This is a genomic window from Streptomyces sp. MA5143a, assembly GCF_900290235.1.
GTDB lineage: Bacteria > Actinomycetota > Actinomycetes > Streptomycetales > Streptomycetaceae > Streptomyces.
Window position 1 is genome coordinate 1 of the sequence record NZ_OLMK01000026.1, and the last position, 22684, is coordinate 22684.

General features: G+C 71.5%; 16 protein-coding genes. 8 read left to right on the plus strand and 8 right to left on the minus strand.

The features are described from left to right. Positions 1-92: 92 nt before the first annotated feature. Entirely contained in the window at positions 93-950 is an 858-nt protein-coding gene (locus tag SMA5143A_RS11830; RefSeq protein ID WP_107462917.1) for a hypothetical protein, read from the plus strand. Positions 951-978: 28 nt separating this feature from the next. Here the strand turns inward: SMA5143A_RS11830 and SMA5143A_RS11835 are convergent, their stop codons facing one another. Then, a complete protein-coding gene (locus SMA5143A_RS11835) occupies positions 979-2322 on the minus strand; it encodes a transcriptional regulator (RefSeq protein ID WP_107462918.1) in 1344 nt (447 codons plus the stop codon). Positions 2323-2679: 357 nt separating this feature from the next. Further along, positions 2680-3330 (minus strand): Uma2 family endonuclease, encoded by a 651-nt coding sequence (locus SMA5143A_RS11840; RefSeq protein WP_107462919.1) that lies wholly within the window; start codon positions 3328-3330, stop codon positions 2680-2682. Positions 3331-3890: 560 nt separating this feature from the next. Between SMA5143A_RS11840 and SMA5143A_RS11845 the strand changes: the two genes are divergently transcribed. After that, positions 3891-4238 (plus strand): MerR family transcriptional regulator, encoded by a 348-nt coding sequence (locus SMA5143A_RS11845; protein ID WP_107462920.1) that lies wholly within the window; start codon positions 3891-3893, stop codon positions 4236-4238. A gap of 39 nt (positions 4239-4277) precedes the next feature. On the opposite strand, the gene SMA5143A_RS11850 is transcribed toward SMA5143A_RS11845, so the two are convergent. After that, the gene (locus tag SMA5143A_RS11850) at positions 4278-5045 is read right to left on the minus strand and encodes an alpha/beta fold hydrolase (RefSeq protein ID WP_107462921.1); all 768 of its coding nucleotides are present in this window, start codon (positions 5043-5045) and stop codon (positions 4278-4280) included. 1151 nt (positions 5046-6196) lie between these two features. On the opposite strand from SMA5143A_RS11850, the gene SMA5143A_RS11855 reads away from it, so the two are divergent. Then, the gene (locus SMA5143A_RS11855; RefSeq protein WP_107463142.1) at positions 6197-7261 is read left to right on the plus strand and encodes an SGNH/GDSL hydrolase family protein; all 1065 of its coding nucleotides are present in this window, start codon (positions 6197-6199) and stop codon (positions 7259-7261) included. A 67-nt stretch (positions 7262-7328) separates the two neighbouring features. On the opposite strand, the gene SMA5143A_RS11860 is transcribed toward SMA5143A_RS11855, so the two are convergent. Next, entirely contained in the window at positions 7329-7610 is a 282-nt protein-coding gene (locus SMA5143A_RS11860; RefSeq protein WP_107462922.1) for a DUF397 domain-containing protein, read from the minus strand. Further along, positions 7570-8418 carry a helix-turn-helix domain-containing protein gene (locus tag SMA5143A_RS11865; protein WP_107462923.1) on the minus strand — a complete coding sequence of 283 codons (849 nt, stop codon included), beginning with the start codon at positions 8416-8418 and terminating at the stop codon, positions 7570-7572. Before SMA5143A_RS11865 ends, SMA5143A_RS11860 begins: the two co-directional genes overlap by 41 nt. A gap of 165 nt (positions 8419-8583) precedes the next feature. Between SMA5143A_RS11865 and SMA5143A_RS11870 the strand changes: the two genes are divergently transcribed. Beyond that, positions 8584-10551, plus strand: coding sequence for a hypothetical protein (locus SMA5143A_RS11870; protein WP_107462924.1), 1968 nt, complete (start codon positions 8584-8586; stop codon positions 10549-10551). A gap of 103 nt (positions 10552-10654) precedes the next feature. Here SMA5143A_RS11870 and SMA5143A_RS11875 read toward each other — a convergent pair whose 3' ends face one another. Next, positions 10655-13456, minus strand: a complete 2802-nt coding sequence (locus SMA5143A_RS11875) for an alpha/beta hydrolase family protein (protein WP_107462925.1) — start codon at positions 13454-13456, stop codon at positions 10655-10657. A gap of 395 nt (positions 13457-13851) precedes the next feature. Here SMA5143A_RS11875 and SMA5143A_RS11880 point away from each other — a divergent pair, with 395 nt between their 5' ends. From SMA5143A_RS11880 to SMA5143A_RS11890, 3 genes are all read left to right on the plus strand, one after another. Next, positions 13852-15840 (plus strand): YncE family protein, encoded by a 1989-nt coding sequence (locus SMA5143A_RS11880; protein ID WP_107462926.1) that lies wholly within the window; start codon positions 13852-13854, stop codon positions 15838-15840. A gap of 33 nt (positions 15841-15873) precedes the next feature. Further along, complete coding sequence (locus SMA5143A_RS11885; RefSeq protein ID WP_107462927.1) at positions 15874-17868, plus strand: YncE family protein; 1995 nt, start codon at positions 15874-15876, stop codon at positions 17866-17868. Positions 17869-18102: 234 nt separating this feature from the next. Beyond that, positions 18103-18819 (plus strand): response regulator transcription factor, encoded by a 717-nt coding sequence (locus SMA5143A_RS11890; RefSeq protein ID WP_240496680.1) that lies wholly within the window; start codon positions 18103-18105, stop codon positions 18817-18819. 357 nt (positions 18820-19176) lie between these two features. Here the strand turns inward: SMA5143A_RS11890 and SMA5143A_RS42555 are convergent, their stop codons facing one another. Further along, positions 19177-19656, minus strand: a complete 480-nt coding sequence (locus SMA5143A_RS42555; RefSeq protein ID WP_146193897.1) for a hypothetical protein — start codon at positions 19654-19656, stop codon at positions 19177-19179. A gap of 175 nt (positions 19657-19831) precedes the next feature. Here SMA5143A_RS42555 and SMA5143A_RS11900 point away from each other — a divergent pair, with 175 nt between their 5' ends. Further along, the gene (locus tag SMA5143A_RS11900) at positions 19832-21124 is read left to right on the plus strand and encodes a sensor histidine kinase (RefSeq protein WP_258193483.1); all 1293 of its coding nucleotides are present in this window, start codon (positions 19832-19834) and stop codon (positions 21122-21124) included. 247 nt (positions 21125-21371) lie between these two features. Here SMA5143A_RS11900 and SMA5143A_RS11905 read toward each other — a convergent pair whose 3' ends face one another. Next, positions 21372-22646 carry a hypothetical protein gene (locus tag SMA5143A_RS11905; protein ID WP_107462929.1) on the minus strand — a complete coding sequence of 425 codons (1275 nt, stop codon included), beginning with the start codon at positions 22644-22646 and terminating at the stop codon, positions 21372-21374. Positions 22647-22684: the final 38 nt, after the last annotated feature.

Genomic DNA, 22684 nt, shown 5'->3' on the forward strand with positions numbered 1-22684 from the left:
GGCCGGTCCGCAGCCGCCCCCGCCGAAGGCGGCCGGTCCGCCGCCTCCCCGTTCCCCCCGTCACCCCGCTCGCCCGTCCCCGGAGCCCGCTCATGAACCACCCGACCGCCGGGACCGACGACCCGACCGGAGCCGGTGCTGAAGCCGAGACCGGTGCCGGTGCCGGTGCCGGAGCCGACGGCGGCGACGCCGCCGCGGAGACCGGGCGGCGGCTGCGCGAGGTGTTCGCCGAGGCCGCGTACGACATCGCCCCGCCGCCGCTGCCGCTGGAGGCCATCCGCCGCGACGGCCGCCGGCGGCTGCTGCGCCGCCGGGCCGCCGTGCTGAGCACCGGCTGCGGCCTGCTGCTGCTCCCGCTCCTCGTCCTGGCCTTCCGCCCCGACGGCCCCGCGGAGTCCGTCCGGCCGATGGCGCCGCCCGCGTCGGCCCCCGTCGCGACCCGGTCCTCACCGGCCCCGTCCGAGCCGCCCCCGTCCGGGCCGCCCGCCGGGAACGTACGGGTCCTGGCGCCGGGCGAGCGGGTGACCGCCGAGGACGGTTCGGAGTTCTGGCTCACGCGGGAGGGCAAGCACTGGGTCACCCCGGAACCGGAGCCGGGTGTGACCCCGATGGAGGAGTTCCGCAGCGTCGTCGACGGCAACCTCGACACCTCCGAGCCCGGTGTCTCCCTCCAGGGCTCCGGCACGGCCGGCGGCGGCTACCTCGTCTCGGGCCTGTTCTACGGCGTCCGCACCGCCGCCGCCCGCGTCGAGATCAGGGCCTACGACGGCACCGCGATCAACGGCACGGTCCTGCGGCTGCGGGGCAACACCAGCTGGGGCGTCTGGTACGGCCGGGTGAAGGTGCCCGAGGAGACCGCCCGCTCCCTGGACTTCGAGGACCCGGTGCACAAGGTCACCGTCTACGACCGCGACGACGAGGTGATCGCGGAGATGGACTTCAAGAGCTGAGCGGGCCGGCGCGGGCGCCCCGGCCCCGTCACAGAGGGGGCTGCGCGGGGGCGGGGCCGAGGGTGGTCGTGCCGGGGGCCGTACGGTGCCCGAGCCCGGTGCGGTAGGCGTCGAGGGCGGCCTCGACCCGGCCGGTACGGCGGAAGAGGTCGCCGAGCAGCCGGCACAGGTCGGCGAGGTCGCCCGCCGCTCCGGCCCGCTCCAGCAGGCTCAGGGCGCGGACGTAGTGCTCCTCGGCGGCGTCGGTGTCGCGGGTGTCCTCGGCGATGATGCCGAGGAGGCGGTGGGCGGCGGCGGAGTGCAGGGCGCCGCGTTCGGAGTTGAGGTCGGCGAGGACCTCCTGGAGCAGCTCGGCGGCCTCGTCGGACTTGCCGCGGCGGTGCAGGACATCGGCGAGTTCGACGGCGACCTGGCTGGTGTAGAGGGCGGCGCGCTTGGCGGAGAGCATGCGGCGGGCCTCGCGCAGCTCGGCCTCGGCGCGGTCGTAGGCGCCGTTCTGGGCGTGGAGGTAGCCGCGCATCCAGTGGCAGTTGGCCAGCTCGGTGCGGATCTGGAGCTGCCGGTACAGCTCGGAGGCCTTGGCGAGCGAGGCGTCCGCCTCGGCGATACGCCCCTCGGCGATCATCGTGCGGGCGACGGACCGGTGCATCCGGGCGACGAGGACCGGGTCGCCGGACCGCGGGGCGAGGGCGAGGGCCAGCTCGGCTGCCTGGGCGGCGCGGGCGTGGGCGCCCATGTCCATGTAGGGGGCGATGACGCCGGTGTAGAGGAGGAGCAGGGCGTCGGGGTCGTGCAGGCCGTTGCGGTTGAGCTCGTCGAGGGTGGACTCGAAGAGGTAGCAGGAGTAGCGGAGTTCACCGGCGAGGTAGTGGGCGACGGCCCGGCCGCGCAGGGCGGGGACGCGGGCGGGCAGCGGGGCGTCGCCGAGCCGCTGCTCGGCCTGTTCGAAGCGGAGCCGGGCGGTCTCCAGGTCGCCGGTCTCCAGGGCGCATTCGCCGAGGCCCAGCAGGGAATCGGCCTGTTCCGCGAGCAGACCGTGTTCGTCGGCCTCGGCGAGCACGGACGCGAAGCCCTCGGCGGCGGCCTCGGTGGCGCCGGTGGCGAGGGTGCGCTGCGCGCCGGTGAGCCGCAGCCGCAGCTCGGTGGCGAAGCCGGCGGGCCGTCCGGTGGCCAGTTCCTCGTATCCGATGCCGAGCCGCTCGGCGATATGCCGCAGGGCGGGTTCCGAGGCGCGGACGCGACCGGACTCCAGGGTGGAGATGTACGCGGGGGTGTACGCGGGCTCCGCCAACTGCCTTTGCGTGAGGCCGCGTTCCGTCCGCAGTTGCTGCACTCTGCGCCCTATGACCTCGGGGTCGTCACGCTCGGCCATACCTGCCATGACGTAAGCATGCCAGTAAGCCCGCTTACGCCGGCCGCTTTACCTCAACAGGCGACGATCCTCTTGCCGTTGGTAGGCCAAAGCCTTACCTTGAGCGACGCGCTGTACGCGTCCGACCACGCGTTCGGCCCCTCGTCTCCTCCGCCGCTCCGCCACAGCCCATCGCCGACAGCCACCCCCGCTGTCGCCGCAGCCGCTGCGAGGTCGCCGTGTTCCGAGAACTCCTCTCCCGCCACACCCGCCCCCTGGTCGCCGCGCTGCTGGCGGTGGCGGCCCTGATGGCCCTGGCCGGCGCCGTCCCGCGCTGAGCCGGATGGGGTACGGGGCCGAAGGGCGCACTCCGGCCCCTCAGAACTCCGCCGTGTCCAGCTCGAACCCGAGGGGCGCGGGCAGGGACACGGTGAGCCCGAGCTTGCACCGGGAGCTCTTGGCGTACGCGTCCGCCGAGGGCTCGGAGTGGACGACCGCCTCGCCCGCCTCCCTGTCGATCAGCAGGTAGAGGGGGATCCCGGCGCGGGCGTAGCCGTGGATCTTCTTCTCCCGGTCACGCTCGGCGGTGCTGTCGGAGGTGACCTCGGCGACGAGGAGGACCGGGGAGGCGTCGTGCCACTCCTCGCTGTCACTGAAACTGCCCTTCGGGGCGATGACCAGGTCGGGGACGACATGGCCGGTCCCGGAGGCGCCGGGCACGTCGAGGCCGATGCCGGTGTAGCGGCCCAGCCCCTTGTCATGGTCTCGGACCTGCCCACTGAGTTCGGACACGATCTCCTCGTGCTCCCCGTTCGCCGGAGGCGTCACGCAGATCTCTCCTTCGATCAGCTCCACGCGCCAGCCCTTGGGAGCCGTCGCACTGAAGAGCTCGAAGACCTGCTCGACGCTCGCGCCCGTGTAGTCGGGCACACCGCTGTCCGCGCCGCTGTCGCCGTCAGGGTCGTCGTACGGACCGTAGATGGCCTCGCCCTGGTACCCCGGCATGATGATCGGCTCCGCCGTCGCCATGACAGACCTCCTTCGCTCAGCGCGACGCTCTCAGCGTAGACCGGAAGCGCACACGGGGAATCCGGAGCCATTCACTCGAACGAGTGTGCCGTCACGGCTCCGCGCCCAGCGGCCCTCCTCGGACACACGTGCGACAGAAATCCACCCCGGCCCTCCGCGAGTAAATCTATAGCGGCCGCAGTAGACATTGCCCTGTGTGCGAGCTACCGTTTTTCCTGTAACCCGGAAGTCGATGAGGGCACGGCAGACATGAACTGCCGTGCGTGCAAGTCCAGCAGTACCGCGTCATCCAGGAAGAACGACCGCATCATCGAAGGTAAGGAGCAGACGCCATCAGGATCCGCCCGGGCGAGGACAACATCCGCCCGGGACGCCGCAGACCCCGGATTGGAAGGTGGTCCCCGGTCACGCATTCGCGATCCCCGCAGCCCCGTCCTCCCGGACGGACCCTGCGGATACAGAAGCCCGGCGCAGCGCGCCGGTAGATGGTGGTAGAAGCTCGGGGCTCGGGTGCCGTACGGCACCCGGGCCCCCCGACGTGTCCGCGAAAGAAGAGGTCTGTGCCCCCTGCCCGCTCCCGTCTCACCGACAATCTCGACGACGACGACTACCCGGCGTACACGATGGGCCGGGCCGCCGAGATGCTCGGCACCACACCCGCCTTCCTGCGTGCCCTCGGCGAACACCGTCTGATCACCCCGCTGCGCTCCGAGGGCGGTCACCGCCGCTACTCCCGCTACCAGTTGCGCATCGCCGCCCGGGCCCGTGAACTCGTCGACCAGGGCACCCCCGTCGAGGCCGCCTGCCGCATCGTCATCCTCGAGGACCAACTGGAAGAGGCCCTGCGCATCAACGAGGAGCTGCGCGCGCGGGGCGGCGGCACGCCCCGGCCGAGGTCCACGGCCTGACCGGGAGCGGGCCGGTCAGCGGGCCGGTCAGCGGGCCCGTCAACCGGCCAGCGCGGCCGCCGTCGCCCGTACGAACGCCTCCGGGTTGTCGAGCATGACGTTGTGGCCGCAGTCCGGGACGGGGACGACGCTCACGCCGGACGCGGTGAGGGCGTCGGCGCCGGGCAGCGGGCCGTCCGCCTCGGGATGGAGATAGGCACGGGGGATCTTCAGGTCGAGGAGCAGCTCACGCATGGTGGGGCGGGTGCCACGGGCGAGCCGGACGGCACTGCGGTACAGCGCCTCCCGCCCGGCCAGCCGCATCGTCGCCCACCACTCGGCCCCGGCCAGCTCGGCGAACTCCGCCCAGCCGCCGGCCAGGAACTCCTCCTCGGAGTAGGCCGCGATGCCGTTGCTCCCGACGACGCCGCGGGCGGGCGTGAGCGGATCGAGGTTGGAGTCGATCATCACCAGCTTCGACACGAGCTCCGGGTGCCGGGACGCCAGCACGATCCCCACGGAGCCGCCCATGCTGTGCGCGACCAGTTCGGCGCCGGTGACCCCCGCCGCCGTCAGCGCCCGGGCGAGCGCGTCGGCGTGCGCCTCCAGGGAGTAGTCGAAGTCCGTCGGCCGGTCACTGATCCCGTGCCCCAGCAGGTCGACGAGCAGCGACCGCCGCCCGGCGAGCGCCGGATGCGTGGCCACGGCCGTGAAGTACGGCCCCGAAGCGGCCCCCAGCCCGTGCACATACACCCGGCAGGGCTCGTCCCCCGCCCACTCCACCCACCGGATCCGGTCCCCGGCCCCCGTCACCACGGCACCACGCATATGTTTCCCCCTTCACTTGGACAGAGGAGAACCTACCTAGCGCCTACGTCTCGCCGCGCTCCGCCCGCAACTGCCTCAACGCGCGTCCCTGCGCGTCGAGCGCCTCGGCGTACGAAGCCACCGGGTGGTTCCCCTCGTTCTGCTCGGCCAAGGTGTTCACCCCTCCCCGAAGTGCCATCTGCCAGGACGCCTGCGGCGAACGACACCGAACGACAGCGAACTGCGCCGCACCGACGGCCCGTTCGGTGGCGTTCGCGACCGTGTGCCGGGAGTCGGATGTGAGCGGAGGTCGGTCGCCTCATGCGGTAGGTCTGCCCGGGAAGACCCACCGTCGAGACATGACGAACCCTCACCAGACTCCGCGTGCCACCTCACCCCGTACCGACCGTCGCGTGGACCGGCCGCGACCGACCCGCCGTGAACGTCTCCGTCTCGCCGGAGCCGCTCTGGGAGGACTCACCGCCGGGATCGCCCGCGCCGGTCTCACGTGGCTGCTCGATCAGTTCACCGGTTAAGGGCAGCCCGCCTGCCCTTCCCGAGGCGAGCGAAACTGAGGTCAGGATTTTTGTTATGCGCCACAATTCACGCTGGCACGCGGCGACTTGACAGCCGTTCCGCATTCCCCGTTCGGGAGCTCTATTCGACCCGCCGAACAGGCAGGCCTCGCTTTAGTCGACTTGTCGAACAACAGGCCAACCGCCGCGCGTAAGGCCTCGTCGATCCCGGGGCAGTTCGGCTCCCGTGCAGGTGGCGGACCGATCGGGGGGCTGGCGCCACCCCGCGATCACTCAGCGAATGGCTACCAACGGGTCCGGTCACCAATTCCCGGACAGTCGAGCCTTTCTGCTGATTACACGTGTCGTGAAGACCATCGATTTGTCAGCCCCCCATACCGAATTCCCCGTCATCGCTGCTAGATTGACGCCGCGTCTTCGAGGTGCCGCCAAACAGGCATACAACCCATGGAGACAGCCCCCCAACACCTTCACAAGAAGGCCACATCTGGGTGCCCGAAAACCGTAGCGGCCGAGTTTCGCTGCCTTCCGGCGAGCTTCACTCCGCTCCTCGGGTATTCACCCCCCATCACTAGAAAGCGCACGCAAGTGAAGAGATCCCTTCAGCGTTTCGGCCCCCCTCTGGCCGTCGCCGCCATGACGATCGCGCTGGGCACACCCGGACTCGCCGCCGCCGACGAGGCGAGCGACAACCAGGACGCCACGTACTACATCTCGCTCGGCGACTCCCTGGCCTCGGGGTACCAGCCGGACGTGGACAAGGACACCGACGTCTCCTACACCGACCAGCTGTACACGCAGCTCAAGCAGCAGACCCCCGGGCTGAAGCACATACGTCTCGGCTGCACCGCTGAGACCACCGAGTCCCTGATCAGCGGCGGGAAGTGCGACTACCCGAACGCCAAGTCCCAGCTGGACGCCGCGCTGAAGGCCATGGCCCAGCACCGCGGCAAGGTCGCCTACGTGACCCTCAGCGTCGGCGCGAACGACATCCTCCTCAACTGCGTCAGCCCGGTCGGCGCGCTCGACGGCGCGTGCCTGAACAGCCGCAGCCAGAGCATGGCGAAGAACCTCGCCCAGATCGCGGGCGCGCTCCACCAGGCCGGCGGGAAGAACACCCAGTTCGTGGGCGCGACGTACCACAACCCGTTCCTGGCTGCCTGGGCGCAGGGCCCGGCGGGGCAGCAGGCCGCCAAGGAGTCGGCGCCCCTGATCAAGGCCGCCAACACCGGGATCACCCAGGTGTACAAGTCCACCGGCTTCAAGGTGGCGGACGTCGCCACGGCCTTCTCCTCGGACGACTTCACCACCCAGGTGAACGTTCCCGGCGTGGGCGAGGTGCCGGCGAACGTGGCCAAGATCTGCCAGCTGACCTGGGCGTGCACGAAGAAGGACCCGCACCCCAACGCCGAGGGCCACAAGGTGATCGCGGGAGCGTTCGCGGCGGTGCTCACGAAGAACGACACCCCCGATGAGGACGCGTCCCCGACGCCCACCGAGCCGGCCACGCCCGAGACCGGCACGGACGGCGACTCGGACAAGGGCGAGGGGGCGAACGACCCGAAGACGAACGGCGGTCTCGCCGAGACCGGCGGGTCCAGCAGCACGCCGCTGATCGCGGGTGCGGGCGCCACGGTCGTGGCGATCGGTGCGGCCGCGGTCTACTTCGCGCGCAGGCGCCGCGCGGGCGAGGCGAACTGACGAGCAGCGGGCCGCCCGCGACGACGCGGGCGGCCCGCTCCCCGTCCGACCGCAGCCACGGCTGCGGCTACGGCTGCTGACCGCCGGACGACACGTGGTCCAGGAAGACGGAGAAGGCCGCGGCAGAGAGGGTGAGGGTGCCGCCGCCGGGGTTCTTGGAGTCGCGGACGGCTATGTGGGGGGTCAGGGGGGCCACTTCGACGCATTCGCCGCCGTTGCTGCCGCTGTGGGAGGACTTGATCCACTGGGCGGTGCCGAGGGGGGCGCATTCGACACATTCACCGCCATTGGTGCTGCTGTACGAGGACTTACGCCACCGCGACGCTGCCAGATCCTGGATGCCGCTCATAACGCTCCTCCATCATCCGCGCGATCAGTGCCGCCGAGTCCTCCGCAGACAAGGCTGCGGCCTGAAGGCGAGCGTAACCGAGGACACGTTCCCTGATGACCTGCGAATTGGCCGTCATATGGGCGGAGTCGTAGCCCTCGGCGTAGAAGAGGTCAGGGTCGCTGTCGAAGCGCAGCAGCGTGAACGCACCGATCATTCCTGTGTGCTGGCCGACTGAGTACGGCAGAACCTGAAGCACGACCTCGGGCTTGTCGAAGCAGCGCAAAAGATGGACGAGTTGGTCGCACATGACCTTTGGTCCACCGACCTCGCGGTGCAACACCGCCTCGTCGAGCACGACGCACAGGACCGGCGGCTGATCGCGCAGCAGCACACGCTGCCGCTCCATCCGTGCGGCCACCACGTCGTCGAGCCGATCCGGCTGTCCGACGCTCAATAGCGCCCTCGCGTAAGCCTCCGTTTGCAGCAGGCCGTAGACGACCTGCGCCTGATACGAGGCGATGTACGTCGCCTTCGCCTCCATCTCCGCGAACGGCTGGAACCACGTCGGCAACTGGCTGCGCAGCACCAGCCCCACCAACCGCGAGAAGAACCCGTCCGTCATCAGCGCCGCGTCAAGGCGCTCGGCAAGGTCTCGGCTCGGAACCTTCGCGCCCGTCTCGATCTGCCCCACCAAGGAACCCGTGCAGAAGATCGCTGAGCCCAGCTCCCCCTGCGTCAGGCCCGCTTCCTCTCTTCGGCGGCGTAGCTCCGAGCCGAAGTAGTCCAACGGCGAGGCACTGGGATCCAGTCGGCGTACGTTCGACATGCACCGAGCGTAATCATGCAAACACGGGCGCGTGGCCGAAACGGGAAGGACCCCCGCCGCGCTTCTGTCAGAGGCGTGACCTAGTCTTCGCTCACTTGCCCGCGAGTCGAACAGACATACGCGGCGCTCTCTCGCTTTTCGTTCCGGGGGGTTCGAAACGTGCGTATGCGCACTCTTCCCGCTGCCACCGCGCTGGCAGTCCTCTTCAGCTCGGCCGCGCTCGCGGTCGGGACGGCCGCCCCGGCGGCGGCCGACAGCACCATGGTCCTTCCGGTCGCGTCGAGCGCGGACATCGCGGTGGACGGCGTCCACCAGCGGGTCTTCATCAGCGACCCGCACAACGGCAAGATCGTCGTCACCGACTTCCACGGCATCGTCGTCAAGCAGCTCACGAACCTGCCCGGCGTGCAGGGCCTGGAGCTGTCCGCCGACTCCGGCACGCTGTACGCGGCGGTGCGGGACGCGGACGCCGTCGTGGCCGTCGACACGGCGACGAACACCGAGTCCGCCCGCTACCCCGTGGGCGACGCCCCGGTGAGCGTCGCGCTGGCCGGCGGCAAGCTCTGGTTCGGCTACGGCGCGGCCGGCAGCGGCGACCTCGGTTCGCTGGACCTGTCCGGTGAGGAGCCCGTGGTCGCGCTCGACCAGGACACCACACACCTCTGGTACTACGCGCCGATCCTGGACGCGGCGCCCGGCGCCGGCGCCCTGGTCGCGGGCGAGACCGGCGGCAACAAGCTCGCCGTGTACGACGTCTCCTCGGGCACCGCGAGCCGCACTGCGGCCGTCGACACCGGCGGCTCCAACATGGGCGACCTCGCGGTCACCCCGGACGGGCAGCGCGTCATCGTGGCCAGCGGCGCCCCGTACCACCACCAGGTGTTCAAGACCTCCGACCTGACGGCGGACGGCACCTACGCCAGCGACACCTACCCGAACTCGGTCGCCGTGGCGTCCGACGGGACCGTCGCGGCCGGAATCGACGGCATCTACGAGCCGGACATCTACGTCTACAAGCCGGGCTCCACCACCTCGGTCCGGGAGTACGACTTCCCGAACACCGGCGGCAGCAGCGGCGGTGACGAGCTGCCCGACTCGGGCCTGGGCTGGGCACCGGACGCGTCCCGCCTGTTCGCGGTGACCTACAACGACGAGGGCGTGTACTCGCTGCGCGTGCTGGAGGCCCCCACCAGGGCCACCACCTCGGTCACCGTGAACGCGCCGGCCACGGCCACCCGCGCCAAGAAGCTCACCGTCACGGGCAAGGTCACCTCGAAGGCGGCCCTCCCGGCCGGGGTGAAGCTGACAGTGACCCGCACCGACCTGGAGTCCACGTCGGGCAAGGCCCTCGCGGACGTGACGGTCGGGGCCGACGGCACGTACTCCTTCTCCGACACCCCGCCCGTCGGCGGCAAGGTGAAGTACACGGTGCGCTACGCGGGCGACGCCGACCACGCGCCGGGCTCCGCCTCCGACACCGTCGAGGTCTCCCGCGCCACGCCCACGCTGACGCTGAACAAGAACCGCAACACCTACGCGTACGGCGCGGACGTCACGTTCACCGCGCACCTCGGCACGACGTACAAGAACCGCAAGCTGGAGATCTGGGCCGACCCGTACGGCTCCGACAAGCCCAACAAGCTGGTCAAGTCGGGGACCGTGAACTCCTCGGGCAACCTGTCGGCCACCCTCGACCTGACCCGTGACACCAAGGTCTCCGTGAAGTTCGCGGGCGACGCCCGCTACAAGCCGAGGACGGTCACCAACACCGTCTACACCAAGGTCAGGATCTCGTCCTCGATCGGCGGCTCCTACAAGACCCAGACGGCGTGGGGCCAGAAGTACCACTACGTCCGCAAGTCCAAGGACCCCGTCCTGAAGACGACGATGACGTACTACCCGGGCCGCAAGCAGCGCCTCCAGCTCCAGGCCTACTACCAGGGCGCCTGGCGCGACGCGGGCTCGGAGTACTTCGAGCTCGGCACGTCCGGCGGGTCCGACATCACCCTGACCGGCACCCCCACCACGAACATCCGCTTCCGGTTCCGCTCCGAGTACCACGACACGACCTCCGGCGACAACGTCAACACCACGACGTACGGCGCCTGGAAGTACTTCATCTTCACCAGCTGACGCGCCACGCCCGGTCCGCGGGCCGGGCACGGCAAAGGGGGCATGGACCGTCATCGGTCCATGCCCCCTCCGCGTTCCGGGCGCGCGTCCTGCGAGGCGTGTCCTACGAGGCGTCCACGACCGTCCCCGTCGACTCCAGGCCCGGCAGCGGTTCGCCGTCCCAGTCGGTCAGTGCCAGGCGCAGCGACTCGGCCGGCTCGGTCACCCGGTCCTTCACCGTCGGGACGGTGAAGTCGGCGGTGGTGCGACCCGCCCGGACGTCGAACGTGATCCACAGGCCCGCCTGCGACAGCGGGCGCTCAGGGTTGGGCCGCTCACCGACGCTCTCCAGCCAGCGCGGGTCCACGTCCTTGGTGGACAGCTCGACGCCCTCGGTGACCGGCAGCGCCCGGACCACCTGGCGGACGTCCACCTCGGCCGGCGCCGAGAACGTCACGCGCCAGGTCAGTTTCCTGCCCTCGGTCACCCGGCCGGCGACCGGCTTCAGCTTCATCACGGGCGCCGGGTCGTCGTCCTCCACGGTGACCCCGCCCGCGTACGAGCCGACGACCGCGCCACGCACGGCCTTGGCGAGGAGGAAGTGGCGCTCCTCGTCACCGAAGCGGGTGTCGCCCTTGACCACGATCGGCACGTCGACGGGGCTCACCCCGGGCCGTACGGTGACCGTCCTGTCCACGGTGCGTCCGGTGTCCCGGTCCAGGACCGAGAAGCGGACCTTGCCGCTGCCGTGCCCGGAGACCGTGACCGGGACGCGGTACGTGCGGGTGCCGGAGTCGCCCTCCTTGACCCTGAGCCGGCCGATGTCGACACGCGGCAGGGCGGCGGCGGTGACCGCCGGGGTGCCCGGCGCCCAGCCCCAGGCGTCCATCATCCAGGCCTGCCCGGACCGTGAACGCGGAGTCAGGGCGAGGGACGTGACGTGCTTGAGGTCGAGTCCGCCGCGGCCGGCCGCGGTCAGCGGTACCCGTATCTCGCGCGCCCAGTAGGACGCGGTGCGCTCGGTGCCGGGCAGCCCGTCGACCTTCACGCGGCCGAGCTTCGCGCGGCGTCCGGCGGAGTCGGTGACGGACACGTCCAGCTTGGTGCCGGAGGTGTTCGGCGGCACGATCACCCGCAGCGCCAGGTGCGTGGCGCCGGACAGGGACACCGGCTTGGCCGGGGTGACCTTCGTCGCCCTGCCCGCCGCGGACCACTTCAGCGCGACGGCGCCGCGCCCGGCCTCCTTCGGCGTCTGCCACCAGGCGAAGTGCGGGGACGCCCCCTTGACCTTCCTGCTCAGGCAGGCCTTGGTGGCGGACGGGTCGACCGCCGCGCACAGTCGGCCACCGGTCACCTTCACCCCGTTGTCGGGAAGGAACCCGCCGGTGCGGCGGGCGCCGACGGCGTGGGTGAGCACCCTGGCCGGGTCGGCGGACGGGGCGCGCCGGTTCGAGCCGTCGAGCAGCGGGCGGACCCGGTCGTCGCCGGCCACGAACAGCCGGGCCGCGGCGGCCGTGTAGGTGGCGCCGGCCTTCTGCTGCTGCCCGGCGGTGAGCCGGGTACGGCTGCGCGGGGAGCACACCTTGTCCCGGGCGTGGCTGTCCGGGTCCTCCCAGAAGTCGTCGTCGGCGGGCGCCTCGGCCTGGCCGGGCGTCCACTCGCTGTTGAAGAAGTTGTGGTTGGCGCCGACGACGTACACGGCGCTGTGCAGGGCGCCGCCCTTGCTGACGCCGCGCGTGCCGTCCACGTACACCTGGCCCTGGAGGTCGGCGACGTCGCCGTCACAGCCGGGCAGGAGGGTCACGGACGGGACGTCGGCGACGGGGTTGTGGCCGAAGATCGTGGGCCCGATGAGCACGGTGCCGCGGATCTTCCAGCTGACGGGACCGCGGTAGCCGTCCTGCGCGGCGGGCGCCGGGTAGAGGCTGTCCATCGCGGCGCGGTTGACGCCCTCGCCGCCGCGCGAGTGGCCGACGAGCAGGACACGGGAGAGGTCCGTCTCGGGCGCGTCGCGCACCACGGCCGGGGCGCCGCCCCGGTGGGCGGTCCAGTCGGCCCACTTCGCGAGGTGCTGCCGTACCAGCGAGGAACGGGCCTGCGCGCCGCCGTCCTCGGCCTCCCCGTCCTGGCCGTTGATGCCGTTCGCCGAGATCGACACCGTCATGTAGCCCTGGGAGGCGAGCAGTTTCTGGTCGCGCAGATAGCCCTTGTAGCTCGGGATCGCCTTCTGGCCTGCCGGGCAGGGCCAGTCGCCGCTCACGTCGTCACCGTCGCCACCCGGCTTGTAGCAGGTGCCGTGCCGGCCGTGCAGGAACAGCGCGAGCGGCCGCTTGCCGGTGGCGCCCTTCGGCGCGACGACGACGGCCTGCATCTCGACGGGCGCGGCGAAGCCGGGCAGTTTCACCGGGGGGAGGTCGTACTCGCCGGAGACCGTGCCGTACGGGCCGGGCTTGCCGGGGTCGACGGCGTTCGCCGGGGGCTGGGCCGGAAGCCGCCCCTCGTCCGGCGCGGCGCTCCCGCCGCCACCGGCGCCGCCGCTGTCACCGGAGCCGTCGGCCCTGCCGGTCTCGGCGTCCAGTCGGCGCCCGGCCGCGAGCACCCGGAGGTCCTCCAGCGGGGTGTCCTGGTCGAGGGCGAGCCGGAACGTACGCCCGTCCGCCGCCGCCCTCGGTACGCCGAGCAGCCGGTCGCCGGCGTGGAACTCGACCCGGGCGTCGCCCATGGGCACCGTCCGCCGGGACCGCCAGACCAGCTCCCGTTCCGCCCCTTCACCGGTGACACGCCACCCCGGCGGCAGCCCGCCGTCCGAGGCCGTCACCGATGCCGCGGTCACCGACGGCGGTTGGGCCTGTGCCGACCCGGGTGCTCCCGCCAGAGCCGCGAGCACGACCACGGCGGCGACACCTGTTCGCCGGGCATGGATCAAGGGTCCCTCCCCACACTTCGCACGCGGGCGCCCCACCCGTACCGGAAGCGCCTCACGCCCCGAAGGAGGCGAAACGGAATCCGTAGGTTGCCTGTGCGCCCGAACCGGCTTGCGAATGGAGGGACATGGGCCGCCGACGGCTCACGAAGAGTCCCGGCGATGTCTCGAAATGCCTCCTGAGACAGCCACGAAGGACCGGCCTGAATCGATGACCGCGAGGGCGGAAACCGCAGTTCATGACGGACCCGAGGGCGAAGGCGGACTCCGCAGCGACCCCTGCGGGCCCCCTCCGAAGCCCCGGCCAGTGGCTTGATCTAGTCTTCGCGCCATGAGCCCGTGTACCGCACAGGAACACGCGACGCTCTCTCGTTCCGCGTTCCGGGGGGTTCGAACACGTGCGTAAGCGCACTCTTCCGGCTGCCACCGCACTGGCAGTCCTCTTCAGCTCGGCCGCGCTGACCATGGGGTCGGCCTCTCCTGCGGCGGCCTCCGCCGAACTGCCGGTCACGTCGGTCGGTGACCTCGTGGTGGACGCGGTCCATCAGCGGGTCTTCGTCAGCAACCCGCTCGGCGGCCAGATCGTGGCCACCGACTACGCGGGCAGGACAGTGAAAACCGTGCCCTCGCTCCCCGGTGTCAGAGGCCTGGAGCTGTCCCCCGACTCAGGCACCCTGTACGCGGCTGTGCCCGGCGCCGACGCGATCGTCGCCGTCAGCACGTCGACCCTGACCGAGGTCAAGCGCTACCCGACGGGCGGGGGCACCGACCCGCAGTACCCCGCGTGGGCCGGCGGCAAGCTGTGGTTCGGCTACGGCACCGCCGATCAGGGGAACATCGGCTTGCTCGATCCGTCCGCGGTCTCCCCTGTGATCACACTGAACCAGGACCCGAACCACCCCTGGTCCGCGGCGCCGGTCCTGGCGACCCACCCGGGCGCGCCCCACACACTGGTGGCCGGCGTCAAGGACGTCAGCCCCTTCTCCCTGGCGGTCTACGACGTGTCCACGGGCACGGCCACCCGCACGGCGAGCGGCCCGAACGCCGTCGACCCCGTCGGCGGCAACCTGCGGGACCTCGCGCTCGGCGCCGACGGCTCCCAGATCGTCACGGCCGGCGAGTCGCCGTTCCACCACCAGGCGTTCAGGACGTCAGATCTGGCCCCCGACGGCATCTACCCGAGCACCTACTGGCCGACGGCCGTCGAGATCGCACCCGACGGCACGATCGCGGCGGGCGTCGACCACTGGAGCGACCCGGTCGTCTACCTCTACGAACCCCAGGCGAGCACACCTGTCCGCACGCACACCTTCAGCAGCAGCAACGGCTCCGGCAACGGCCGGGTCGTGCCCGGCGGCCTGGCCTGGACACCCGACGAGTCCCGCCTGTTCGTGATCACCACGGACGAGGACGGCTCCTTCACCCTGCGCGTGCTGACCGACCCCACCAGGGCGGCGACAACCGTCTCGGTCGACGCACCGGCCACGGCCACCCGTGCCAAGGAACTGACAGTCACCGGCAAGGTCAGCTCGGACCTCGCGTTCCCCGACGGGACCACCGTCGCGGTGACCCGCACCGACCTGGAGTCCCCGGCGGGCAAGGCCCTCGCGGACGTGCCGGTCGCGGCCGACGGCACGTACTCCTTCAAGGACATCCCGTCCTCCGGGGGCACCGTGAAGTACACGGTCTCCTACCTGGGCGACGCCGACCACACGACGAGTTCCGCCTCAGACACCGTCGCGGTCTCCCGCGCCATGCCCTCACTGACGCTCAACAAGAACGGCAACGTGTACGCGTACGGCGCGGACATCTCGTTCACCGCGCACCTCGGAACGACGTACAAGAACCGCAAGCTGGAGATCTGGGCCGACCCCTACGGCTCCGACAAGCCCAACAAGCTGGTCAAGTCGGGGACCGTGAACTCCTCGGGCAACCTGTCGGTCACCCTCGACCTCACCCGTGACACCAAGCTCACCGCCAAGTTCGCCGGCGACGCCCACTACAAGCCGGTCACGGCGACGAGCACCATCCACACCAAGGTCAGGATCTCGACCTCGGTCAGCGGCTACTACACGACCCGGTCGGTGTGGAACCACACCTACCACTACATCCGCCAGTCCAAGGACCCCGTCCTGAAGACGACGATGACGTACTATCCGGGCCGCGAGCAGTTCCTCCAGCTCCAGGCCTACTACCAGGGCTCCTGGCGGGACGCGGGCGCGCGGTACTTCCCGCTCTCCACGTCCGGTGTCTCCGCGGTCACGCTCACGGGCACCCCGTCCCCGAACGTCCGTTTCCGTTTCCGCTCCGAGTACCACGACAGGAACGGCGACAACGTCAACACCACGACGTACGGCGCCTGGAAGTACTTCATCTTCACCAGCTGAGGGCACCGCCCCACACGAGAGCAAGGCATCACCGTGCGCAGACGCACCCTTCCGACGGCCACCGCGCTGGCCGTCCTCTTCAGTTCGGCCGCGCTCGCGGTCACCGGGGCCACGCCCGCCGTCGCCGACACCAGTACGCCGCTGCCGGTGCAGTCGGCCGGGGACATCGTCGTCGACGGCGCCCACCAGCGGGTCTTCGTCTCCGATCCGGTCGGCGGCAAGGTCGTCGCCACCGACTACGCGGGCAACGTCGTCGGCACCGTGGCCTCGCTGCCCGGTGCCAAGGGTCTGGAGCTGTCCCCCGACTCGGGCACGCTGTACGCGGCTGTGCCGGGGGACGACTCCCTCGTGGCCATCGACACCGCGACGGTCACCGAGGCGAAGCGGTACCCGACGGGCGAGGGCACCGACCCGCAGTACCCGGCGTGGGCCGGCGGCAAGCTGTGGTTCGGCTACGGCCCCGCCGCCCAGGGCAACATTGGCTCGCTCGACGTGTCCGGCTCCGACCCCGTGGTCACCCTCAAGCAGGCCGGCGGCTGGTACACGGCCCCCATGCTGGCCTCCACGCCCGGCGCCCCGAACACCCTGGCGGCCGGCGTCGAGGGCGTGAGCCCGGCCACCGTGGCCGTCTACGACGTGTCGTCGGGGACGGCGACGAAGACGGCGACCGGCCCGAACACCAACGACTACGTGGCGAGCAACCTGCGCGACCTCGCCCTCACCCCGGACGGCTCCCACCTCGTGGTGGCCAGCGGCGCCCCGTACTACCAGCAGGTGTACAGGACGTCCGACCTGACGCCGGACGGCAAGTACCCGACCGACGCGTACCCGAACGCCGTCGACATCGCCCCCGACGGCACGGTCGCCGCGGGCATCGACGGCGTGTACGAGCCGGACGTGTGGGTCTACGAGCCGGGCACCACCAGCGCCGAGCACGTCTACGACTTCACGGACACCGCCGACGGCACCGGCGCGGGCACCCTCGTGCCCGGCGGCCTCGCCTTCGCGCCCGACGAGTCGCACCTGTTCGCGGTGGTCGCCACCAGCTCCGGCGGCTACGCGCTGCGCGACCTCGACGACACCGTCCCGGCGCCCACGACCCTCTCGGTGAACGCGCCCGCGACGGCGACCCGCGCCAAGGAGCTGACGGTCACCGGCAAGCTGACCTCGGACACGGCCTTCGCCCCGGGGACGACCCTCACCGTCACCCGCACCGACCTGGAGTCCCCGTCGGGCAAGGCGCTCGCCCCGGTCACGGTCGCCGCGGACGGCACGTACGCCTTCAAGGACACCCCGCCGGCCGGCGGCTCCGTCACGTACGCCGTCTCCTACGCGGGCGACACCAAGCACACCGCCGCGAGCGCCTCCGACACCGTCGAGGTCTCCCGTGCCACGTCCACGCTGACGCTCAACAAGAACGGCAGCACGTACGCGTACGGCGCGGACGTCTCGTTCACGGCGCACCTCGGCACCACGTACAAGAACCGCACGGTCGAGATCTGGGCCGACCCCTACGGCTCCGACAAGCCCGACAAGCTGGTCAAGTCGGGGACGGTGAACTCCTCGGGGAACCTGTCGGTCACCCTCGACCTGACCCGTGACACCAAGCTCACGGCCAAGTTCGCGGGCGACGCCCGCTACAAGCCGGTGAGCGCGACGAGCCGCGTCTACACCAAGGTCAGCGTGTCGACGACCCCGAGCCGTCACTACAAGACGAACTACGCCTGGAGCCACACCTACTACTACTTCCGCAAGTCCGTGGACCCGTTGTTCACGACGCGGATGACCTCCTACCCGGGCCGCAAGTACCGGGTCGAGATACAGGGCTACTACCAGGGTGCCTGGCACACCACGGGCAAGGAGTACTTCGCCCTGGAATCGGGCGGCGTGGGCGCGGTCGAACTGACCGGAACCCCGAGCACGGGCGTCCGTTTCCGGATCCGTTCCGCGTATATCGACACGTCCTCCGGCGACAATGTCAACACCACGACGTACGGCAGCTGGAAGTACTTCATCTTCACCAGCTGACGTCCCGTCGGCTTCGATCACCACCCGAGCGCGTCCGGTTCAACTCCGGGCGCGCTCGCGGTCGTTGGGGACGGATGAGGGTGCGGCAAGGTTCCCGTGACCACTGTGAGGAACGAGTCATTCCGAATCATTTCGAAAGCGCTCTCCCTTACCTGCCGGTACGTGTGAGGATACGCGGACCCTGCCGAAAACTTGAGATCTCAATCTGAGGTCACGGTCGCAAAGGAACAGGACATGACCGCCCCTGTGCCCTCTGTTGTCTCTTCGGACACGGGCCGCCTTCTCGTCGTGGACGACGAGGAGGGGATCCGTTCCATGCTCACCATGGCCCTGGAGTTCCTCGGCTACCAGGTGATCCCCGCGGCCACCGGGCGCCAGGCGCTCCAGGCCGTCACGCGCCACGACCCCGATCTGATCCTCCTCGACGTCAACCTGCCCGACCTCGGCGGCTTCGAGGTCTGCCGGACGCTGCGCGAACGCGGCAACGCGGTACCGGTGCTCTTCCTCACCGGGCTCGGCGGCGTCGACGACCGGGTGCGCGGCCTCGACATGGGTGGCGACGACTTCGTCACGAAACCCTTCGAACTGAAGGAGGTCGCCGCCCGGGTGCGCGCGCTGCTCCGCCGCGCGGGCGGCGCCCCACCCGCCCCCGACCGCAACCGGCTGCGCGCCGGGGAGGTCCAGCTCGACGCCGACGCCCACCAGGTGTGGGCCGCGGGCCGCCCCGTCGACCTCACCACCACGGAGTTCGCGCTCCTGCGCTACCTCATGGAGAACCCAGGCCGTGTCCTGTCCCGCGGGCAGATCCAGGAACGCGTCTGGAACCACCGTGACGAGGGCTCCGGCGTCGTCGACACCTACATCTACTATCTGCGCCGCAAACTGGGCGAACCCGGCCAGTCACTGATACGCACGGTCCGGGGGGTGGGCTACCAGCTGTGCACCAACTGAGCGAACGCGGAATCGCCGCGCCGGGCAGCGGGGGCCGTCGGGGCAGTGGGGGCCGTAGGGGCAGTGGGGGCCGTAGGGACCGTGGGGGTGGTGGAGCTGCCGGGAGCGGAGCGCGACGCCCCCGGCGAGGAGCGGACGGATGAGCGGCTTCACCGGACTGGGCGAGACGATCAAGGCCGCCGGACTGCTCGCGACGACCACGCCGAGCGAACGGCACGCTCCCCGCGCGAACCGCGCCGCGTCGGAGCATCCCCTGCGTTCCGCCCGTGCGGGCGGCCGCACCGTCGCCTTCTGGCTGATCGCCACGCTGGCTACCCTCGGCACCCTCGGTGCCCTCTCCGCGCACACCCTCGCCCATCATCTGACCACCCGTACCGACCGTGAGATAGAGCGGTTCAGCCGGCTCGCCTTCCCGTCGGCGGCACCGCCGCGACAGTCGACGTCGGGGGCGGGGGCGTCGCGGTCGGCGGCGGCATCGGCACCGGGCGCGCCGTGTGGGACACCGGACGCCTCGCCGGACGCTACGTCGGCATCAGCACCGGGCTCGGTACCGGGGGCGCCGGCTGCTCCAGGGGCTTCGGAGGCTCCCGCGGCGACTCCGGGAGCCGCGTGTCCGTTCGAGGCGACGTCCGAGTCCGGGGCGAAGAGGGAGAGCGGGTCCAGGACGGGGGCCGGGTCCAGGACGGGGGCCGGGTCCGGGACGGGGACCGGGTCCGGGACGGGGACCGGGTCCGGGACGGGGACCGGAAGCACGTCGGGAGCGGGCTCCGGGACCAGGGCGAAGCCCGAGGCGGAGGCCCAGCCCGGCAGGGGGACGTCGTCCGAGGCCGACCCCAAGTCCGGGACCGACCCCAAGTCCGGGACCGCCGCCGGGGCCGGCACCGAGTCCAGTGCGGCTGACGCTCCGTCCGGCACGGGGACGTCGTCCGGGGCCGACCCCGAGTCCGGGGCGGGCCCGGAATCCGAGGCTGACCCGGAATCCGAGGCTGACCCGGAATCCGAGGCTGACCCCTTGTCCGGGACTGACGGCGCCGAGTCCGGGGCCGCGGCCGGTGTCACGTCCGTGTCCTCGTCCGCCCCCGCGCCGCCGGCGTCGGACCGGGCCCCGGCACGGTCGTCCAAGTCGTCCACGTCGTCCACGGCGAACGGGTCCGATTCGGACCCGGACTCAGCCATCACCTCCCGGTCGGACCCGGCCGGCCCGGCGGCCCCGGCCGCCCAGGAACCGGCCGCGCGCCGGGCGGGCGAGCGGCCCGGCTCGCTCACCCTTTCCCTCCTCGACGAGAACATCCTCGTCCTCGTCCTCGACGCGCACGGCAAGGTCGTGGAGCGCTACCCCGGCTCCGCGGGCCTGCCCGCCTTCCCCTCCCTCACCCCCGGCCGCCTCAAGGCGTCCGCGGCGCGGACCGGCCCCTCCGGGTTCGGTGAGGCCTACCGCGCCCAGGTGGTCCGCGTCCCCCTGGCCGGCCGTACCCACGAGGGCAGCTACGTGGTCACCGCCCGCTCGACGGCCGAGGACCGCCGCGCCGTCGAGCGCCTCGTCCAGGTCGAGACCACCGCCTCCCTCCCCCTGCTCGCCACCGTCCTGTTCGGCGCGCGCCGCCTCGGCCGCCGGGAGAGGCGGGAACAGCAGGACGCGGAACGCCGGCTGCGCGAGTTCATGGCCGCCGCCGGCCACGAGCTGCGCAACCCCCTCACCACGATCTCCGGCTACGCCGAACTCGCCCGCGTGGGCGACCCCGCCTTCGAACCCATGCGGCAGGAGGCGCTCGGCCGGATCGCCACCGAGGTCGGCCGGATGAGCACCCTCATCGACGAACTCGTCCTTCTCACCCGCCTCGACCTGGGCCAACCCCTGCAACTGACCTGCGTGGACCTCGCCCAGCTCTGCCGCGATGCCGCCTCCGCCGCCCGGGACTGCCACCCCGACCACCCCGTACGGCTGCTCCTCGCGCCCGGCGACCACACCGTCACCGGTGACCCGCTCCGTCTGCACCAGCTCGTCGCCAACCTGCTGAACAACGCCCGCGTCCACACCCCGCCCGGCACCACCACCACGCTGGGCCTCGGCACGGAGGACGGCTACCGCGTCATCGAGGTCATGGACGACGGCCCCGGCATCCCGCAGGAACTCCGCGCCCGCCTCTTCGAGCCCTTCGTCCGCGGCGAGGCCACCAAGGCACCGGGCAGCGGACTCGGCCTCAGCATCGTCACCGCGATCGCGACGGCGCACGGTGGCACGGTCCTCCTCGAACCCTCCGGCGACGGCGCGTGGTTCAGGGTGCGGCTCCCGGCGCCCCTCTGATGCGGAGGCGGTGTGAACGGTTGGCAAAGGGAGGTGCTTTTTACCGAGACTTGACCGGTTTCGGATCAAACTCTGATCAAGCTTCGATCCGATCCGGATCCGCGCCCGCTTAAGTGATCGGCGTGCGGGGGCACATCATCGGTGTGACCTCGCACAACTCCCCCTCCGAGGTCGGCCCGGCGCGCACTCTGATCGACGGCTCATCGATCTGCGACGAACGGAACGACGGCTCATCGGCCCGGCTCGACTAACCGGGTACGTGCTGGGCCGACCTCAACTCGGCCAGGTGTTGCCGCACATGGTGCAGGGCCCCTTCCCTCCGCCCCGGCACCCGGCTCCGCAACTCGACCAGCCGCAGCCCCAGTTCACCGGCCCGCCGCGGGTCGCCGATCTGCCCCCACTGGTGGTGGGCCCGGTCGACGGCCGCCTCGACCGCCGGGTCCCGCACATCCTGCCCCGCGGCCAGCCGCGCCTCGGCCACGCCCATCCACGTCCCGCAGCTGCGGGCCGCGTCGCCGGCGAACATCGCCAGGTCCGCCCGCACCTCACGCCAGTGCAGCTCCTGTGCCGTCCCCGCCCCGAACTCCCGCCGGGCGGCCTCCTCCCACCGGGCGGCGAGGGCGTCGGCCTCGGCGTGCCGCCCGTCCTGCACGGCGGTCGTGATGGCGAGATGAGGATCGTCGACCTCCGCGCCCGCGGCCTCGGCTTCCCTCGACTCCGCGCCCCCGTCCTCGGCTTCCCCCGCCTTCGCGGCCCCGGTCCTCGCCTTCGGCACCCCGGCGGGCGGCTCGGGCAGGACGATGACCTGCCCGGACAGAACCGTGGCCTGCTCCGGCAGGACCACGGCCGGCTCGGGCACGACGGCGACCGGTTCTCCCCGCGGCCCGCCGCCGGGGGCCCCCGCGTCCTGGGCCAGGAGGATGTCCCCGTACTCCGTCGTGCGGAGCAGCACCTGCTCGTGCAGGACCGAGGGAAGCAGGCGCTGGCCGCTGCGCAGTATCGTCGCGAGGGCCTTCATGTACTGCGGTACGGCCACACCGCGCCGGGACGGCGGCGGCGCGATCCGCCCGTACACGTTCGCCCCCGGGCCGACCGGCAGCGGCCGCCCCGCCAGTTGCCGCCACACCTCGGCGTCGGCGTGCAGATCGAGGAACAGGGTCGTGGATCCGGGTGCCCGCAGCCGGAGTTCCTCGACCATCCAGTGCCAGGGGAACGCGGTGTAGCGCACGGTCGCCGGGGTGGTGCGGGCCAGCGCGAGATGCACGAGCCGCTGCTTGCGGTCGAGTTGCAGCTGCCCGGTGAGGTACACGGTGAGCGGGCCGGGCGCGGTGGCCGCCGCCCGCAGCCGGGTGAGGACGGCCTGCGGCTCCAGGGGGTCGGCGAGTTCGACGACGTTCGCCGTGCCCGTGCCGGACAGCACCTCGGGCGAGACGGCCGCGAGGACGGGAAGCACGGAGGCCGCGTCCACCAGGCACCCCTTGCCCACGGGCGAGGCCGCGAGCAGCAGCACGGTTCCGGGCATCGGTTCCCTCCCCATCGATCACGTACGCCAGCCAGCAC

Bases quoted from the DNA above. Each gene is read 5' to 3' on its own strand.
- SMA5143A_RS11905 (WP_107462929.1), bottom strand. From the start codon at position 22,646: ATGCCCGGAACCGTGCTGCTGCTCGCGGCCTCGCCCGTGGGCAAGGGG.
- SMA5143A_RS11890 (WP_240496680.1), top strand. From the start codon at position 18,103: ATGACCGCCCCTGTGCCCTCTGTTGTCTCTTCGGACACGGGCCGCCTT.
- SMA5143A_RS11840 (WP_107462919.1), bottom strand. From the start codon at position 3,330: ATGGCGACGGCGGAGCCGATCATCATGCCGGGGTACCAGGGCGAGGCC.
- SMA5143A_RS11850 (WP_107462921.1), bottom strand. From the start codon at position 5,045: ATGCGTGGTGCCGTGGTGACGGGGGCCGGGGACCGGATCCGGTGGGTG.
- SMA5143A_RS11830 (WP_107462917.1), top strand. From the start codon at position 93: ATGAACCACCCGACCGCCGGGACCGACGACCCGACCGGAGCCGGTGCT.
- SMA5143A_RS11870 (WP_107462924.1), top strand. From the start codon at position 8,584: ATGCGCACTCTTCCCGCTGCCACCGCGCTGGCAGTCCTCTTCAGCTCG.
- SMA5143A_RS11865 (WP_107462923.1), bottom strand. From the start codon at position 8,418: ATGTCGAACGTACGCCGACTGGATCCCAGTGCCTCGCCGTTGGACTAC.
- SMA5143A_RS11835 (WP_107462918.1), bottom strand. From the start codon at position 2,322: ATGGCCGAGCGTGACGACCCCGAGGTCATAGGGCGCAGAGTGCAGCAA.
- SMA5143A_RS11860 (WP_107462922.1), bottom strand. From the start codon at position 7,610: ATGAGCGGCATCCAGGATCTGGCAGCGTCGCGGTGGCGTAAGTCCTCG.
- SMA5143A_RS11855 (WP_107463142.1), top strand. From the start codon at position 6,197: ATGACGATCGCGCTGGGCACACCCGGACTCGCCGCCGCCGACGAGGCG.